The organism is Pseudomonas xantholysinigenes (assembly GCF_014268885.2).
Taxonomy (GTDB): Bacteria; Pseudomonadota; Gammaproteobacteria; order Pseudomonadales; family Pseudomonadaceae; genus Aquipseudomonas; species Aquipseudomonas xantholysinigenes.
Genome location: NZ_CP077095.1, coordinates 4,058,769 through 4,075,280, shown reverse-complemented (window position 1 = coordinate 4,075,280; position 16,512 = coordinate 4,058,769). Strand labels below are relative to the sequence as shown.

Sequence of the window (16,512 nt, the reverse complement as noted above, 5' to 3'; positions counted from 1 at the left end):
GGATTTTTTGCTTACTTGATCCTTCAAAAAGTGAGCCGCCGTAAGGGCCAGCCCTTTCAAGGTCTTTGCGTTTTTTCGGATGTGGCCGCTTCAATTCAAGATTGCCGGGGCTGCGTTGCAGCCCTTTCGCGACACAAGGCCGCTCCTACAGGACGGCACGGTCACCTGTAGGAGCGGCCTTGTGTCGCGAAAGGGTCGCAAAGCGACCCCGGCGAGTCTAAGTCGGACGCCAACTCTCAACACCTTGAAAGGGCTGGCCGTAAGGGCGGAAAGGTGACTATGCGTCGCCATCGCCAATGAATGAGCGTATAACTTTCAAAACCCACGCTCTGAAAGTCAAAGTCAAAGTCAAAGTCAATCGGCGTCGGTTTTTATAGTTGTAAGCGCATTCATTTGATATATCGACGCACAATCACCTTTTCGCCTTTACGTGAACTGACCCCCGAAAGTTGGACGGGGTACGCTATGGGTTCAGCGCTTGGGTCCGAAATTGTACCGGACTCAAGCCATTCAGTCTTAGACTTATACGCTCTTGGTTGTAGTAGGCGATGTAGTCCTCAAGGCCTGACGCCAGTTGTTCAACACTCTCAAACGATTGCAAATAGAAAAACTCGCTCTTGAGTGTGCCAAAGAAGCTTTCCATCGCGGCATTGTCCAGGCAGTTACCCTTACGCGACATACTCTGTTGTATTTTCTTTCTGCCCAGCATATGTCGATAAGCGGGCTGTCGGTATTGCCAGCCCTGATCGGAGTGCAATATCGGTTTGTCATCTGGGTTCAGCCGCTCGAAAGCTTGCTCCAACATCGCCGACACCATCTTGAACTCAGGGCGCGGATTGATCTGATAGGCAAGAATTTCGCCGTTGTACAGGTCCATCACAGGCGAAAGAAACAGCTTCTGCCCTTTCACCTTGAACTCTGTCACATCGGTTACCCATTTCTGATTAGGGGCTTCCGCCTTGAACTCACGCTTGAGCAGATCAGATGCAACAAGCCCTTCGGAACCTCGGTAGGAGCGATATTTCTTCACTTTTACCAGCGATTTCAGATCCATTAACTGCATCAACCGCTGCACCTTCTTGTGATTGATCACCTCGCCATGGCACCCAAGCACGGCGGTGATGCGGCGATAGCCGTACCGCCCCTTATGCCTGTGATAGACACTCTTGATGCGTTCTTTGAGGGCCGCATGCTTGTCGGCCACCAAGGCTTTGCTTTGGTAATAGAAGGTACTGCGTGCCAGCCCTGCAGCACGTAACAGCAGAGCCAGTCGATGTTCATGCCTCAATCCTTGGACAGCCTGCGCTTTCTTGGTTGCGCAGTGCGTGGATCCGCTTGGATCAAGGCATCGAGCTTTTTTAGATAGGCATTCTCCGCACGTAAATACTCCAGCTCTTCGAGCATTTGCTTAGGTGTCAACTCAGCATCTGCAGGCTTAGCAGGGCTTACGTTGGGTTGTTCTGATGCTTTGCGGGGCATACTGGATTCTCGGGCACGATGCGGGTGAAGTGCTTCTAGTCCGCCTTCATCGTACAACCTTTTCCATTGCCTGATGCTACTCGGGCCACGAATATCAAACTGTATGCAGGCTTGCTGGGCTGACAGTCCGTCTTGCTCGATGCACTGCAAAACCTTCAACTTGAACTGGGCGTCGTAGTGGCTGTACTTGGTAGCCAGACCTGCAGCACCGTGTTGCTCATAGCCCTTTATCCAACGGCGCAGCAGCGATGCACTCAGGCTATGCCTCAGTGCCACCTCATGAACACTCCGGGCAGAAAGACACTCCTCGATGAGTGCTTGCTTGAGCGCTAGGTCGTATTTCGTCATGGAACACCCTCCGCTTGGGGTCAGGCGTCCAACTTTCGGGGGTCAGTTCAACGGCGAGTCACTTTTTGTCAAACGCGACAAAAAGTAACCAAAAAACGCTGCGCTCCATTCATCCGGCCCTCCGCTTCGCTCCGGGTTCCCTTACTCCGGCCTTGCTCCCGGGAGGGCCGCGCTGAACGCCCCATCCTGGGGCGCAGCGCTTGACGGGCATCCATGCCCGTCACCTCCCTCCGCAAGGCCTGCGTTCGGCCTCCTGAAGTCGCGAAGGTACGGGCGGCGCCTGGGCTGGCGCAGCTGTCGCTTGCTGGGTTTGGCGCTAGCCTCTTGATCGGCAACGGCAACGGCAACGGCAACGGCCGCCGAGCGGCTCATAGAGCAGGCTCGCGCATCACGCCTGTAGGAGCCGGCCATGCCGGCGAAAGGGCCTACAGGCCTACTTGAACTTAGGCCCCGAGCGGGTATTGAGCCCCTTGGCCATGCGGTCATACAGCACCACGTTCACTGTCGCCGCCAGGTTCATGCACCCCTGGGTCGGAATGTAGATTGTCTCTTCGCACCAACCACGCACGTCCTCGCTCAACGAACCGTCCTCTGGCCCGAAGATATAGATCGCCCGGTCCGGATGAGTGTACTCGGGCAACGGCCGCGCGCCGTCCACCAGCTCTACCGCAACCGGTGTGCAGCCCAGGGGAATGATGCGTTGCAGGTCGTCGATGCCGATCAGCGGAATGTCGTAATGCACCCGCTTGGTATCGGTGACGAAGTCGCGGGCGCGTTCATAGCGCTTGCCGGTGTAGAACACCGAATTGACCCCATAACAACCTGCCGCGCGCATCACCGAACCGACGTTCTCGGCCGATTTGGGGTTGAACAGGCCAATGCAGCTGTACCGTTTGTTCGCCACGTGTCGGGGCCCTTCGCAAAAAAGAGCGCGATTATACGGGCTCGCCGACACACCGGGGGCGGGAATCGACGGTCAGTCCTTCTTCATCAGCGCAGCCAGGCCGGCGAAGGGGTTGTGGGTAGCCACGGCAACCTTCGGCGTGCTCAGCGAGCCTTCGCTGAAATACTGCTGGTCGGTGTAACGGGCATGCTCGTTGTCGTGGCAGTACAAGCACAGCAGCTCCCAGTTGGAGCCGTCCTGCGGGTTGTTGTCGTGGTTGTGGTCGCGGTGGTGCACGGTCAGCTCCGACAGACGCTTGCCGGAGAACTCACGGGTGCAGCGGCCACAGACGTGGGGATACATCTTCAGCGCCTTGTCGCGGTAGCCCATTTCCTTGTCGCGCTTGGCGTCGGCGAGGATGCGGTCGAGGCGGGCGGTGGCGTCGGAGGTGGAGCTCATGGTGTTACCTTTTTCTGATCAGGCCAATGACGGTTATACCGTCGAGTCTAGCGCGCCTGCGGGGCAGGCGGACAGGCGAAAATGCGTGGTTAGGCGTAGCCTGTAGGAAGGTTCTGATAGGAGGTTGCAGATGCCGCGTGTGATCCTCGTCGTCTTGCTGCTGGCTGTTGCGCCGTTGGCTGGGGCCGCCGGCCAGCAACAGCGGCCACTGACGCCCGTGCCGGGCGCCCCCGGCACGCCGACGCCTACGCCATACCCGCAGATCACCCCCAGCACGCCGCCCAAGGCAGGCGCCAATCAGCCTGGCGCGCCCTTGTTGCCCCCCATGCCGGTGCCGGGGCCGCCGAAGGATCAGCCGTTACCGGGGTTGCAAGCGAATCCGCCAACGCCTGAGCCCAAGGCCGACTAGACCTGTTGCGACAGGCGCTGACCGTCCTGCATGCGCAAGCGCCTGGACAGCGCCACGGCCAGGGCGCGAATGATTCGCGCGGCGATGCGTGGCGCTTCGTGGAGCATCTTTTCCAGCGAATCCTTGCCCAGGGTCAGCAGTTGGCAATCGCTGGCGGCCACGCAGGTGGCCGAGCGGCGCTCGCCGTCGAGCACGGCCATCTCGCCGAAGGCGCGGCCCTTGCGCAGTGTGGCGATCTCTACCAAGGCGCCGCTGCCGTCGGTCTTGCGTACCGAGACTTGGCCGCGGTGGAGGATACACATGAAGGTGCCAGCGTCGCCTTCGGTGAAGATGATCTGGCCCTCGCTCATCGTGGCGATGGCGAAGTAACCGGCGGCGGCCTGGAAGTCGCCGGGCGGCAGGCTGTCGAACAGGCCGCAGTCCATGAGCATGTCGCGGATTTCGGCGGTGAGGTGCTGGGCGTCGGGCATGGGATGTTCTTCTTGTCGGGTAGTGTCCTTGGGGCCTGGCGACGGCAGCGCCCTCGCCAGTGCGAACGCTATGACAACGAAAATCGCGTTTTACACCACGCCCAGCTCATTGAAGACGAACGCATACTCCAACGCCACGTCGCGCAGCCCCTGGTAGCGCCCGCTCATGCCGCCGTGGCCGGCGCCCATTTCGGTCTTGAGCAGCAGCAGATTGTTGTCGGTCTTGCGCGTGCGCAGACGCGCCACCCATTTGGCCGCTTCCCAGTACTGCACGCGGCTGTCGTTGTAGCCGGCGATCACCAGCATGGCCGGGTAGCCCTGGGCCTTGACGTTTTCATACGGTGCGTAGGCCTTGATCCGTGCGTACACCTTCGGCTCCTCGGGATTGCCCCATTCGTCGTACTCGGTGACGGTCAGCGGCAGGTCGGGGTCGAGCATGGTGTTGAGCACGTCGACGAACGGCACTTCGGCGATGGCGCAGCGGAACAGTTCCGGGCGCAGGTTGAGCACCGCGCCCATCAGCAGGCCACCGGCGCTGCCGCCGCTGATGGCCAGGCGATCGCGGCTGGTCACGCCCTCGGCGATCAGGTGCTCGGCGCAGGCGATGAAGTCGTCGAAGGTATTGTGCTTGTGTTCCTGCTTGCCGGCCCGATACCAGGCTTCGCCCAGTTCGCCGCCGCCGCGCACGTGGGCGATGGCGAAGGCCACGCCGCGCTCCAGCAGGCTCAGGCGGGCGTGGGAGAACCACGGGTCGAGGCTTTCGCCGTAGGCGCCGTAGCCATAGAGATACAGCGGCACGCACTTGCCTTCGTCGGCGCGGCGGCGCACCAGGCTGATCGGCACCCGCGTGCCATCCTTGGCCACCGCCCACAGGCGCTGGCTGATGTAGTCGTCGGCATCGAACGCACCCAGCACCGGGGTTTGCTTGAGCACTTGCTGAGCCCCCGTGGCAAGCTCCAGCTGGCGCACCTGGGCCGGGCGGTTGAGTGCCTCGTAGCGCAGGCGGATGCGGGGGCTGGCGAACTCAAGGCTGTCCTGCACGTAGAGGCTATAGGCCGCGTCCGGCAACTCGACGCGATAGGCCGGCAGCCCCTGGGGGCGCACCTCGATGATCGGCAGGCCACCTTCGCGCAGGCTCAGCGACAGCGCCGAGGCATTGAGGCTGACTCCTTCGAGCATGATGTCGTCGCGGTGCGCTACCAGCACCTGCCACTGCGCGCGGGTCGGTACCTTGTCCGCTGGCGCATGGAACAGGGCAAAGTTGATGCCATCCTGGTTACTGCGGATGAACCAGCGCCAGTCGCCATCGAGCTGGCCATGGTCGGGGAAGTATTCGTGGCCTTCGACCCGTGGCGCCAGGCAGGTGAAGTCGGCCTGCGGGGTGGCGGCATCCAGCACCCAGGCCTCGCTGGTGGTCTTGCTGTTGAGCAGCAGCACCAGCTGGCGTTCGGAGCTGGCGCGGTAGCAGTGCAGGAAGAAGCGCCCATCAGGCTCCTCGAACACCGTGCGGGCATCGGCCTCACCGAGGGTATGGCGGCGCAGGCGCCACGGGCGGTGGGTGTCGTCCAATTCGGCGAAGAACAGCGTCTGGCTGTCGTTGGCCCAGGTCAGGCTGCCGTCGCAGTCGTCGAAGGGCAGGGTGGTCAGCGTGCCGCTGGCCAGGTCCTTGACGTACAGGGTGTAGATCTCGTCGCCGCTGGTGTCGAGGCTGTAGGCCAGCAGGCGGTGATCGGGGCTGACGTTGAACGCGCCCAGCGCCAGGAAGCCGCCGTTTGCCAGGGCGTTGGGGTCGAGCAGCAGTTGCTCGCGGCTTTCGTCCACCGTGTTGCTGTCGTCGGCCGGGCGCGGGCAGCGGTAGTGGCGCGGATACTCGTCGCCGGCGGTGGTGCGGGTGTAGTAGAGGTACGGACCCCAGGGCGAGGGCAGCGACAGGTCGGTTTCGAGGATGCGGCCCTTGATCTCCTCGAACAGCTGTTCGCGCAGTGGCGCCTGGTCGGCCAGGACAGCTTGCTGGTAGGCGTTTTCCGCTTCCAGGTAGGCCAGGACCTCAGGGGTGTCGCGCTGCTGCAGCCAGGCGTAGGGATCGTTGGCGTGCTCCTGGCGCGCGACAGGGGGCTTGATTGGCATGCTAGGTCTCTTGTTTAGGGTCGCATGGGCCGGCCCTTTCGCGGGCAAGCCCGCTCCCACAGGATTGCACTGCCCTTGATAGCGGTGAAATCCTGTGGGAGCGGGTTTACCCGCGAAGAGGCCCTGACAGGCTGGGGGGGCGCCTGCGCCGGGAAAAGTGTTTATCATAGGCGTCTCTTTGCCTGGCTTGCACGAACACCATGACCGAACACGACTATACCCTCGCCTGGGGCCTGTACGCCGTTGCCGCCCTGGGCTGCCTGCTGGTGGGCTTCAAGCTGACCGGCTGGATGTGGCGCTGGCTGCGTGAGCCGTTGCGGGTGATCATCGCCGTGCTGCTGTTTGCCCCGACCATCGTCGACCCGGTCAAGGAAAGCTTCGCCCCGGCCATTGCCATCACCGCGCTGGACGTCGCCTTCAAGGTCGGCAACAACGCCTGGCGCGCCGCTTCGGACCTGGCCATGTACGGCATGCTCGCCTTTGCCCTGTACATCGTCTTCGTGCTGATCCGCTGGCCGTTGGAAAAGCGCGCCCGCGAGCGTCGCGCCCAGCGCGAGGCCGCGGCCCAACGCCAGCAGCAGGACGACGACGAGGCCAAGGCCGAGGCGCCGATGGCCGCCAACCGCCAGGACCGCTACCGCGACGAGCCGCCAGCCGCCCCGGTGCGCCGCGCCGGCCCCGGCCAGGGCCGGGTCGAGCCACGTCTGTAAGCCTGGAGCCGCGAACATGTGCGAACTGCTGGGTATGAGCGCCAACGTCCCCACCGACATCGTCTTCAGCTTCACCGGCCTGATGCAGCGTGGTGGCCGCACCGGGCCGCACCGCGACGGTTGGGGCATCGGCTTCTACGAAGGCCGTGGCCTGCGCCTGTTCCAGGACCCGGCGGCGAGCAGCGAGTCGGAAGTGGCCAACCTGGTGCAGCGCTACCCGATCAAGAGCGAAGTGGTCATTGGCCATATCCGCCAGGCCAACGTCGGCAAGGTCTGCCTGTCCAACACCCACCCGTTCGTGCGCGAGCTGTGGGGACGCAACTGGTGCTTCGCGCACAACGGCCAGCTGGGCGATTTCAGCGGCCGGCGCACCTTCTACCGGCCGATTGGCGACACCGACAGCGAGGCCGCGTTCTGCGACCTGCTCAACCGCGTGCGCGAAGCCTTCCCGGAACCGGTCGAGGTCGAGCAACTGCTGCCGGTACTGGTCGAGGCTTGCGCCGAGTACCGCGGCAAGGGCGTGTTCAACTGCCTACTCAGCGATGGCGACTGGCTGTTCTGCTTCTGCTCGACCAAGCTGGTGCACATCACCCGCCGCGCGCCGTTTGGCCCGGCACGCCTGAAGGATGTCGACCTGATCGTCGACTTTCATACCGAAACCACCCCCAATGATGTGGTCACGGTGATCGCCACCGAGGCCTTGACCGAGAACGAGACCTGGCAGCGCTACGCGCCGGGGCAATGGGCCCTGTGGCGTCACGGTGAGTGCGTCGCCCACGGGCAGAGCTAAGGACCCGGCATGTTCAGAAGTTACCTGCGCTTGCTTTTGTTCACCTTCGGCCTGCTGGCCGGTATCCAGGTGCCCGGGCTGGTCAAGGACTACAGCCAGCGGGTCGAGGCGCACCTGCTCGAGTCGCGCCAGGCGCTCGATGGTTTCCGCCAGACCGCGCAACGTTTCTTCAATGGCGACCTGCAGGCGCTGGTGCGGCACTACCGCAGCAGTGACGACCCGGTCTTCAACAGCGATGCCAACAGCATCGACAGCCTGTTGATCCGCAACCAGGCGCTGGAGCATGAATGGCAGGCCCTGCAGGGCTCGTGGCTGAGCCGCACCTGGCACGTGCTGGTGCAGCCGGAACCGACGTTGCGCGACGAGACGCTCAAGGGCTACAGCTACCAAATTCTGCTGGTGCCCGAAGCGATCGGCTGGGGCATTGGCGCCGGCTTCGTGCTGGCGTTCGTGGTCGAGAGCCTATTGTTGCTAGTGGGTTGGGTGATCCTCGGCGGGCGGCGCAAGGCGGTCAAAGAGAGCTGGCGTTAAGCGTCGCCTGCTCGGGCCTTTTCGCGGGTGAACCCGCTCCCACAGGTTTACTGCTGTTTTGTACCTGTGGGAGCGGGTTTACCCGCGAAGAAGCCTTCAGACCAACACAATCCGCTGCTCACCCACATCCCGCGCATAGCGCTCCAGCACCTGCCGACAAACCCCCACCACCTCGTCCACCAGCGCTACCCCGGTCTGCCAGGCCACCACCAGCTCCAGGCTTGGCGGCGGTTGCAGGCCGGCGAGCAACACCAGTTCGCCACGGCTCAATTCGCCGTCCACCAGGGCTGGCGGCAGGGCGCCGATACCGAAGCCATCGCGCAACAGCCGGGTGATCGCCGCCACCGAGTTCACGCAGTTCAACCGCGGCGCATCAGCCCCAGCGCCTTGCAACAGGCTGAGTACTTCCTGGTGCGGTCGGGAATTCTTCGAGAAGGTGACGATCCGCTCACGGGCTAGGTCCGCCAGGGAGGCGTAGGCGCGATGTTGCGGCGAGCCGGTGGCGACCAGCCAGCCCATGGGGTAGCGGGCCAGGTCCAGGCTGCGGATCGATTGCTCGCGCAGCAGGTCGGTCTGCAGGATCACATCGAGAAAGCCCTTTTGCAGCTGCTCGCGCAGGTTCAGCGCGGTGTCGGCCACCAGCTCGATCTCGATCTGTGGGTAGCGTTCACCCAGGTCGGCCACCAGCGCGCTCATCCAGGTATGGATGACGGTGTCCATCACCCCCAGGCGGATGCGCCCGGTCTTGGCCCGGTCGCTGTCCAGCGACTGTTTCATGGCCTTGGCCGTGTCGAGCATGCGCTCGGCGTATTCCAGCACCTTGCCGCCCTCGGGCGTCAGGCTGACGCCGCGCGAGTCGCGCAGCAGCAGCTTGACCCCCAGGTCGGCCTCCAGCGCGGCGATACGGCTGGACACCGACGCCTGGGTGGTGAACAGCTTCTCGGCCGTGAGGCGAAAGCTTTTGAGCCGGGCGACCCAGACGAAGGTTTCGAGGAATCGAAGGTTCATGATCAGTTTTTCTTGTTCCAGACCGGCGGTTTTTCTCGTTGGACGGCCAGGGCTGCGGCCTTCGAACATGGCGTCCAGGCCGCGACCCCGACGTCGCCCGTAGAACAATACCAACAAGCCGAGGCAATCATGAACCCGACCGGCGTGCAGCAGCAGGCCCCCGCCCGATCTTCGAGCGGCCCCTTCGCCTGGTATCGCGACATCGACTCCCAGCAACGCCGCACCTTCTGGAGCTGCAAGATCGGCTACGGCCTGGACGGCATGGACACCCAGATGCTGAGTTTCGTCATCCCCACCCTGATCATGCTCTGGGGCATCACCACCGCCGAGGCCGGGTTGATTCACACCAGCACCTTGATCGCCTCGGCCCTGGGCGGCTGGATCGCCGGGATTCTCTCCGACCGCATCGGTCGGGTGCGCACCCTGCAACTGACCGTGCTGTGGTTCGCCTTCTTCACCTTCCTCTGCGGCTTCGCCCAGAGCTACGAGCAGTTGCTGATCGCCCGCACCCTGATGGGCTTCGGCTTCGGTGGCGAATGGACCGCCGGGGCGGTGCTGATCGGCGAGGTGATCCGTGCCCAGGACCGCGGCAAGGCGGTGGGCATGGTGCAGTCGGGCTGGGCCATTGGCTGGGGCCTGACCGCGATCCTCTATGCGCTGCTGTTCACTTGGCTGCCGCCCGAACAGGCCTGGCGCGCGCTGTTCCTGCTCGGGTTGTTGCCGGCGCTCTTCGTGATTTTCGTCCGCCGCCTGGTCAAGGACCCGGAGGTGTACCGCGAGGCCAAGGCCGCCGAAAGCGCCGAGGTTCCGTCGCACTTCTACGAGATCTTCGCCCCGGGCATGCTCTGGACCACGATCCGCGCCTCGCTGCTGACCACCGGCGCGCTGGGCGGCTACTACGCCATCACCTCGTGGCTGCCGACCTTCCTCAAGAACGAACGCGGTTTGAGCGTGCTGGGCACCGGCGGCTACCTGGCGATGGTCATCGTCGGTTCCTACATCGGCTATGTGGTCAGCGCCTACCTGTGCGACCTGCTGGGGCGCAAGAAGAACTTCATCCTGTTCGCCGTGGGCTCGTTCGTCATCGTGCTGCTCTATACACAGATGCCGGTCAGCGACAACGTGATGCTGTGGCTGGGCTTCCCATTGGGCTTCTTCGCCTCGGGCATCTTCAGTGGCATGGGGTCGTTCCTCACCGAACTGTTCCCCACCCGGGTGCGCGGCTCGGGGCAGGGCTTCTGCTACAACATCGGCAAGGTCATCGCGGCGATGTTCCCGTTGCTGATCGGCCTGCTGGGTGAAAAGATTCCGCTGGGCCTGGGGATCGGTGCCTTCGCCGCGGTGTCCTACGGCGTGGTGATCCTGGCGGCGCTGAGCCTGCCGGAAACCCGCGGCAAACAACTCCAGGCGCGCTAAGGTAGGCAGCATGAACATCGAAACAGGAGCCCGCGAAGTGAAACGCCTGCTACTCAATTGCGACATGGGCGAGAGCTTCGGCAACTGGCGCATGGGCCAGGATGCCAAGGTCATGCCGTTCATCGACTGCGCCAACATCGCCTGCGGCTACCATGCCGGCGACCCGGGCACCATGCGCCGCACCGTGGCCCTGGCCCTGGAGCACCGGGTGGCCATTGGCGCGCACCCGGCCTACCCGGACCTGATGGGTTTCGGCCGCCGTTCCATGGCCTGTAGCAGCGACGAGATCCGCGACCTGCTGCATTACCAGATCGGTGCCCTGGACGGCATCTGCAAGGTGCTCGGTGGCCGGGTGGCCTACGTCAAGCCGCACGGCGCGCTGTACAACGACATGATGGCCAACCCGGACATCCTGCGCACCGTGCTCGAAGCAGTGGCGGCGTTCGACAGCGGCCTGCCGTTGATGCTGATGGCCACTGCCGACGACCGCGCCGCCCAGGCCCTGGGCGACGAAATCGGCGTGCCGCTGTGGTTCGAGGCTTTCGCCGACCGTGGCTACACCGCCAGCGGCCACCTGATGTCGCGGCGCCTGCCCAACGCTGTGCACCACGATCCGGCCCTGGTGGTCGAGCAGGCCTTGCGCCTGGCCAAGGGCGAGGCCCTGGTGGCGGACGACGGCAGCGATGTGCGCTTGAGCGCCAGCACCCTGTGCGTGCACGGCGACAACGACGGCTCGGTAGCCGCCGTGCGCCAGATCCGCCAGGCCCTGGATGCGCTGGAGCAAGCATGACGCCACGTATCGAGGTGGTGGCCATCGACAGCCTGATGGTGCGGCTGTTCGATGCCATCGATGAAGGCAACATGCCGTGGGTCCTCGCCGCCAGCCAGCGCTTGCGGGATGCGTTCGGCCAGCAGTTGATCGACCTGGTGCCGTCCTACACCACGCTGATGGTGCAGTTCGACCTGGCGCCGGGCGAGGCGCGTCAACGCATCCTGCAGGCGCTGGAGGGGCTGCGGCCGGATGCCGGCCAGGCCGGGCGCCGGCACGAAATCCCGGTGTGGTACCACGCCAGTGTCGGCCCCGAGCTGCCGGTGCTGGCCGCGCGCGGCGGGATGAGCGAGGCCGAGGTGATCTGTCTGCATTGTGGCCGCGACTACCCGGTGTTCGCCCTGGGGTTCGCGCCGGGCTTCGGCTTCATGGGCCTGGTCGACGAACGCCTGGCCACGCCGCGCCTGAGCACTCCGCGCAAGCGCGTGGCGGCGGGCAGCGTTGGCATCGCCGAGCGCCAGACGGCCGCCTATCCGGCCGTGTCGCCGGGCGGCTGGAACCTGATTGGTCGCACACCGGTGCGCCTGTTCGACCGCGAACGCGAGGGTTACAGCCTGCTGCAGCCTGGCGATCGGGTGCGTTTCGTGGCCGTCGAGCGGGCCGAATTCATCAACCTGGGTGGTGACGACAGCCCGCTGGAGGCCCAGGCATGAGCCAATTGAGAGTCGAGGCCAGCACCGCGCTGTGCCTGTTGCAGGATGCCGGGCGTTTCGGTGTGCGCCACCTGGGCGTGACCCAGGGCGGCGCGCTGGACTGGGTGGCGATGCGCTGGGCCAACTGGTTGCTGGGCAATGCCCTGGACAGCGCCGTGGTTGAGGTCGCGCTTGGCGGCTTCAGCGTGGTCGCCGAGCAGGACTGCGTGATGGCGCTGGCCGGAGCCGACCTGGATGCGCAGGTCGACGGGCAGGCTGTGGCGCCCTGGACAAGCTTCAACCTGGGCAAGGGCCAGCGCCTGGCGCTGCGTCAGCCTCGCCAAGGGATACGTGCTTACCTGGCGGTGCCGGGCGGCTTCGTGGGCGAGTCGGTGCTGGGGAGTTGTTCCACCGTGGTACGGGAAGAACTGGGTGGTTTAGACGGCCAGGGCCGGGCGCTGCTGAAAGGGGAGGTACTGCATGCTGCCGGGGCCATCGCGGGGCAAACCCGCTCCCACGTGCCCGAAGCGCTGCGGCCGGTGTATGCCGAGAAACCGGTATTGGATCTGGTGATGGGCGCGCAGATCGGCGATTTCGGTGGCACCAGCCTGTTCGAGGCGTTCAACCGTGACTGGACGCTGGACAGCCGTGCTGACCGCATGGGTATTCGCCTGCTTGGGCCGCAACTGGTCTACCAGGGCGCACCGATGATCTCCGAGGGGATTCCGCTAGGCGCCGTGCAGGTGCCGCCGGATGGGCAGCCGATCGTGTTGCTCAATGACCGGCAGACGATCGGTGGGTATCCACGGCTGGGGGCGTTGACGCCGTTGGCGCTGGCACAGTTGGCGCAGTGCATGCCGGGGGCTGCGGTGCGCTTTCGGGCGGTGGTGCAGGATGAGGCTTGGCGCGAGCAGCAGCTATACCTGCACCGTTGGCGGTGAAGCTGCTGGCCCTTTCGCGGGTAAACCCGCGAACAAGGCGATATCACTTGGACAGGTAACGCATCCCGTCTTCCAACCCCTGCAAGGTCAGCGGAAACATCCTGTCCTCGATCAGGTCTCGCACCAGATGGGTCGAGGCGGTGTAGTCCCAGGCCTGTTTGGGGTACGGGTTGATCCAGATGATCTTCCTGAACTTCTCCATGAAGCGCTGCATCCACACGTACCCGGCTTCTTCGTTCCAGTGCTCGACGCTGCCGCCCGGCTGGGTGATCTCGTAGGGCGCCATGGCCGCGTCGCCGACGAACACCACCTTGTAGTCGTCGCCGTACTTGTGCAGCAGGTCGAAGGTGGAGAAGCGCTCCGAGGTGCGGCGCAGGTTGTTCTTCCACACCGACTCGTAGATGAAGTTGTGGAAGTAGTAGTACTCCAGGTGCTTGAACTCGGTCTTGCAGGCCGAGAACAGTTCCTCGCACACCTTCACATGGGCGTCCATCGAGCCGCCGATGTCGAACAGCAACAGCAGCTTGACCGTGTTGCGCCGCTCGGGGCGCATCTGGATGTTCAGCAGCCCCGCGTCACGGGCGGTGTGGTCGATGGTGCCGTCGATGTCCAGCTCCTCGGCGGCGCCTTCGCGGGCGAACTTGCGCAGGCGGCGCAGGGCCAGCTTGATGTTGCGCGTGCCCAGTTCGACCTGGTCGTCGAGGTTCTTGTACTCGCGCTGGTCCCACACCTTCACCGCCTTGCCCTGGCGCTTGCCGGCCTCGCCGACGCGGATGCCCTCGGGGTTGAAACCGCCCGAGCCGAACGGGCTGGTGCCGCCGGTGCCGATCCACTTGTTGCCGCCGGCGTGGCGTTCCTTCTGCTCCTCGAGGCGCTTCTTGAACTCCTCGATCAGCTTGTCCAGCCCGCCCAGGGACTGGATCTGCGCGCGTTCCTCGTCGGTGAGCGAGCGCTCGAACTCCTTGCGCAGCCACTCGTCGGGGATCAGCGCCTCGATATGCCGGTCGAGGTTTTCCAGGCCCTTGAAGTAGGCGGCGAACGCCCGGTCGAACTTGTCGAAGTGGCGTTCGTCCTTCACCAGGATGGCGCGGGCCAGGTAGTAGAAGGCGTCCATGTCGGCGAACACCACGCCCTTTTGCAGGGCGTGGTGCAGGTCGAGCAGTTCGCGCACCGACACCGGCACCTTGGCCGCGCGCATTTCATTGAACAGGTTGAGCAGCATGGCCCGGCTCCTGTCAGCGGTTGCCGCGCCGGCTCATGAAGGCCAGGCGTTCGAGCAGTTGCACGTCCTGCTCGTTCTTCACCAGGGCCCCGGCCAGCGGTGGGATAGCCTTGGTCGGATCGCGTTCGCGCAGCACCGCTTCACCGATGTTGTCGGCCATCAGCAGCTTGAGCCAGTCGACCAGCTCCGAGGTGGACGGTTTTTTCTTCAGGCCCGGGACCTTGCGCACGTCGAAGAACACGTCCAGCGCTTCGCTGACCAGCGACTGGCTGATGTTCGGGTAGTGCACATCGACGATCTGTTGCAGGGTGGCGCGGTCGGGGAAGGCGATGTAATGGAAGAAGCAGCGGCGCAGGAAGGCGTCGGGCAGCTCTTTTTCGTTGTTGGAGGTGATGATGATGATCGGGCGCTGCCTGGCCTTGATGGTCTCGTCGATTTCGTAGACGTAGAACTCCATCTTGTCGAGTTCCTGCAACAGGTCGTTGGGGAACTCGATGTCGGCCTTGTCGATCTCGTCGATCAGCAGGATCACCCGCTCGTCGGCCTCGAAGGCTTCCCACAGCTTGCCCTTCTTCAGGTAGTTGCGCACATCGTGGACCTTGTCCACGCCCAGCTGCGAGTCACGCAGGCGGCTGACCGCGTCGTACTCGTAGAGGCCCTGGTGGGCCTTGGTGGTGGACTTGATGTGCCAGGTGATCAGGCGCGCGCCGAAGGAGGCGGCCAGTTGCTCGGCGAGCATGGTCTTGCCGGTGCCCGGTTCGCCCTTGACCAGCAGCGGGCGCTCCAGGGTGATGGCTGCATTGACCGCCAGCTTCAGGTCGTCTGTGGCGACGTAGTCGCGGGTGCCTTCGAACTTCATGAACCGATCCTCTGCACGGGTGTCAGCGAGGGCCCTTTCGCGGGCACGCCCGCTCCCACAGGGGACGGTGCGATCCTTGTGGGAGCGGGCGTGCCCGCGAAAGGGCCGGCTCGGACAACATCTGTTTGTGATTTGTCCGCGACTATAACCCCGCACCCGCCGCGTGCAAACGCAGACCGGGTATTCATTCCCTGAATGGTCCGTCACCCCAGCTGGCCAGACAGGCTTTACGCTCCCCGCCAGCAGGCTTACCCTTTTAGGTCCACCCGCCAGTCCATGCATTCAAGGACCCCGCCATGAGCCGTATCTACGCCGACAACGCACACTCCATCGGCAACACGCCGCTGGTGCAGATCAACCGCATCGCCCCGCGTGGGGTGACCATCCTGGCCAAGATCGAGGGGCGCAACCCAGGCTATTCGGTGAAGTGCCGGATCGGGGCGAACATGGTCTGGGACGCCGAAGGCAGCGGCAAGCTCAAGCCGGGCATGACCATCGTCGAGCCGACCTCGGGCAACACCGGCATCGGCCTGGCCTTCGTCGCCGCCGCGCGCGGCTACAAGCTGATCCTGACCATGCCGGCGTCGATGAGCCTGGAGCGTCGCAAGGTACTCAAGGCCCTGGGCGCGGAGCTGGTGCTCACCGAGCCGGCCAAGGGCATGAAAGGCGCCATCGAGAAGGCCAACGAGATCGTCGCCTCCGACCCTGCGCAGTATTTCCTGCCGGGGCAGTTCGACAACCCGGCCAACCCTGCCATCCATGAAAAGACCACCGGTCCGGAAATCTGGAACGACACCGACGGCGCGGTGGATGTGCTGGTGGCCGGTGTGGGCACCGGCGGCACCATCACCGGCGTGTCGCGCTACATCAAGCACACCCAGGGCAAGTCGATCCTGTCGGTGGCGGTAGAGCCGCTGAGCTCGCCGCTGATCAGCCAGACCTTGGCCGGTGAAGAGCTCAAGCCCAGCCCGCACAAGATCCAGGGCATCGGCGCCGGCTTCGTGCCGAAGAACCTCGACCTGTCGATCGTCGACCAGGTCGAGACGGTGACCGATGAAGAGTCCAAGGCCATGGCCATTCGTCTGATGCAGGAGGAGGGGATCCTCTGCGGTATTTCCTGCGGCGCGGCGATGGCCGCGGCGGTGCGCCTGGCCGAAAAGCCGGAGATGCAGGGCAAGACTCTCGTGGTGATCCTGCCGGACTCCGGCGAGCGCTACCTGTCGAGCATGCTGTTCAGCGATATGTTCAGCGAACAGGAGAACCAGCAGTAAGCGACCAGCTGCAAGCCGCAGGCTAAAGAATGGCCGTATTGACACGGATCAGCTTGGGGCTTGTCGCTTGCAGCTTCTGGCTTGCAGCGGCTCCTGATGGGTTTATCATGTCCGGCTATCCGGGGATG

The 16,512-nt window shown here is 64.2% G+C and carries 17 protein-coding genes; 9 read left to right on the top strand and 8 right to left on the bottom strand.

Annotated elements, in window-relative coordinates:
- Positions 1 to 463 precede the first annotated feature (463 nt).
- From HU772_RS18075 to HU772_RS18065, 3 genes are all read right to left on the bottom strand, one after another.
- A protein-coding gene (locus HU772_RS18075) for an IS3 family transposase (RefSeq protein WP_437182400.1) occupies positions 464 to 1,827 on the bottom strand; the annotation gives its coding sequence in 2 pieces (ribosomal slippage) (positions 464 to 1,362 and positions 1,362 to 1,827; 1,365 coding nt in all).
- A gap of 433 nt (positions 1,828 to 2,260) precedes the next feature.
- On the bottom strand, positions 2,261 to 2,731 hold the full coding sequence (locus HU772_RS18070; RefSeq protein ID WP_046856681.1) for an RNA methyltransferase: 471 nt from the start codon (positions 2,729 to 2,731) through the stop codon (positions 2,261 to 2,263).
- 72 nt (positions 2,732 to 2,803) lie between these two features.
- On the bottom strand, positions 2,804 to 3,169 hold the full coding sequence (locus HU772_RS18065) for a YajD family HNH nuclease (protein ID WP_023632486.1): 366 nt from the start codon (positions 3,167 to 3,169) through the stop codon (positions 2,804 to 2,806).
- 130 nt (positions 3,170 to 3,299) lie between these two features.
- Between HU772_RS18065 and HU772_RS18060 the strand changes: the two genes are divergently transcribed.
- Positions 3,300 to 3,578 carry a hypothetical protein gene (locus tag HU772_RS18060; RefSeq protein ID WP_186661125.1) on the top strand — a complete coding sequence of 93 codons (279 nt, stop codon included), beginning with the start codon at positions 3,300 to 3,302 and terminating at the stop codon, positions 3,576 to 3,578.
- Here the strand turns inward: HU772_RS18060 and HU772_RS18055 are convergent.
- Both HU772_RS18055 and HU772_RS18050 read right to left on the bottom strand, forming a co-directional pair.
- The gene (locus HU772_RS18055; protein ID WP_186661127.1) at positions 3,575 to 4,048 is read right to left on the bottom strand and encodes a cyclic nucleotide-binding domain-containing protein; all 474 of its coding nucleotides are present in this window, start codon (positions 4,046 to 4,048) and stop codon (positions 3,575 to 3,577) included. The two genes, HU772_RS18060 and HU772_RS18055, sit on opposite strands and share 4 nt — an antisense overlap.
- 90 nt (positions 4,049 to 4,138) lie before the next feature.
- Complete coding sequence (locus tag HU772_RS18050) at positions 4,139 to 6,175, bottom strand: S9 family peptidase (RefSeq protein WP_186661129.1); 2,037 nt, start codon at positions 6,173 to 6,175, stop codon at positions 4,139 to 4,141.
- A gap of 200 nt (positions 6,176 to 6,375) precedes the next feature.
- On the opposite strand from HU772_RS18050, the gene HU772_RS18045 reads away from it, so the two are divergent.
- The 3 genes from HU772_RS18045 to HU772_RS18035 are packed head-to-tail and all read left to right on the top strand — an operon-like array spanning position 6,376 to position 8,206.
- Complete coding sequence (locus HU772_RS18045) at positions 6,376 to 6,885, top strand: MFS transporter (protein WP_186661131.1); 510 nt, start codon at positions 6,376 to 6,378, stop codon at positions 6,883 to 6,885.
- A gap of 16 nt (positions 6,886 to 6,901) precedes the next feature.
- On the top strand, positions 6,902 to 7,675 hold the full coding sequence (locus tag HU772_RS18040) for a class II glutamine amidotransferase (protein ID WP_186661133.1): 774 nt from the start codon (positions 6,902 to 6,904) through the stop codon (positions 7,673 to 7,675).
- A 9-nt stretch (positions 7,676 to 7,684) separates the two neighbouring features.
- Positions 7,685 to 8,206 carry a DUF2937 family protein gene (locus HU772_RS18035; protein WP_186661134.1) on the top strand — a complete coding sequence of 174 codons (522 nt, stop codon included), beginning with the start codon at positions 7,685 to 7,687 and terminating at the stop codon, positions 8,204 to 8,206.
- A 96-nt stretch (positions 8,207 to 8,302) separates the two neighbouring features.
- Here the strand turns inward: HU772_RS18035 and HU772_RS18030 are convergent, their stop codons facing one another.
- Positions 8,303 to 9,214, bottom strand: a complete 912-nt coding sequence (locus HU772_RS18030; protein WP_186661135.1) for a LysR family transcriptional regulator — start codon at positions 9,212 to 9,214, stop codon at positions 8,303 to 8,305.
- 129 nt (positions 9,215 to 9,343) lie between these two features.
- Between HU772_RS18030 and HU772_RS18025 the strand changes: the two genes are divergently transcribed.
- From HU772_RS18025 to HU772_RS18010, 4 genes are read left to right on the top strand one after another with little or no spacing between them, the layout of a single operon-like run.
- Positions 9,344 to 10,630, top strand: a complete 1,287-nt coding sequence (locus HU772_RS18025; protein ID WP_186661136.1) for an MFS transporter — start codon at positions 9,344 to 9,346, stop codon at positions 10,628 to 10,630.
- Between the two features lie 10 nt (positions 10,631 to 10,640).
- Positions 10,641 to 11,420 carry a 5-oxoprolinase subunit PxpA gene (locus tag HU772_RS18020; protein WP_186661138.1) on the top strand — a complete coding sequence of 260 codons (780 nt, stop codon included), beginning with the start codon at positions 10,641 to 10,643 and terminating at the stop codon, positions 11,418 to 11,420.
- Complete coding sequence (gene pxpB, locus HU772_RS18015) at positions 11,417 to 12,112, top strand: 5-oxoprolinase subunit PxpB (protein WP_186661139.1); 696 nt, start codon at positions 11,417 to 11,419, stop codon at positions 12,110 to 12,112. The genes HU772_RS18020 and pxpB overlap by 4 nt, the downstream gene beginning before the upstream one ends.
- Positions 12,109 to 13,032: a 5-oxoprolinase subunit C family protein gene (locus HU772_RS18010; protein WP_186661140.1), complete on the top strand. Its 924-nt coding sequence runs from the start codon at positions 12,109 to 12,111 to the stop codon at positions 13,030 to 13,032. The genes pxpB and HU772_RS18010 overlap by 4 nt, the downstream gene beginning before the upstream one ends.
- 43 nt (positions 13,033 to 13,075) lie before the next feature.
- Here the strand turns inward: HU772_RS18010 and HU772_RS18005 are convergent, their stop codons facing one another.
- Entirely contained in the window at positions 13,076 to 14,254 is a 1,179-nt protein-coding gene (locus tag HU772_RS18005) for a vWA domain-containing protein (protein WP_110739188.1), read from the bottom strand.
- A gap of 13 nt (positions 14,255 to 14,267) precedes the next feature.
- Positions 14,268 to 15,113, bottom strand: a complete 846-nt coding sequence (locus HU772_RS18000; protein WP_186661141.1) for an AAA family ATPase — start codon at positions 15,111 to 15,113, stop codon at positions 14,268 to 14,270.
- A gap of 296 nt (positions 15,114 to 15,409) precedes the next feature.
- Here HU772_RS18000 and cysK point away from each other — a divergent pair, with 296 nt between their 5' ends.
- Positions 15,410 to 16,384 (top strand): cysteine synthase A, encoded by a 975-nt coding sequence (gene cysK / locus HU772_RS17995; protein WP_186661142.1) that lies wholly within the window; start codon positions 15,410 to 15,412, stop codon positions 16,382 to 16,384.
- Positions 16,385 to 16,512: the final 128 nt, after the last annotated feature.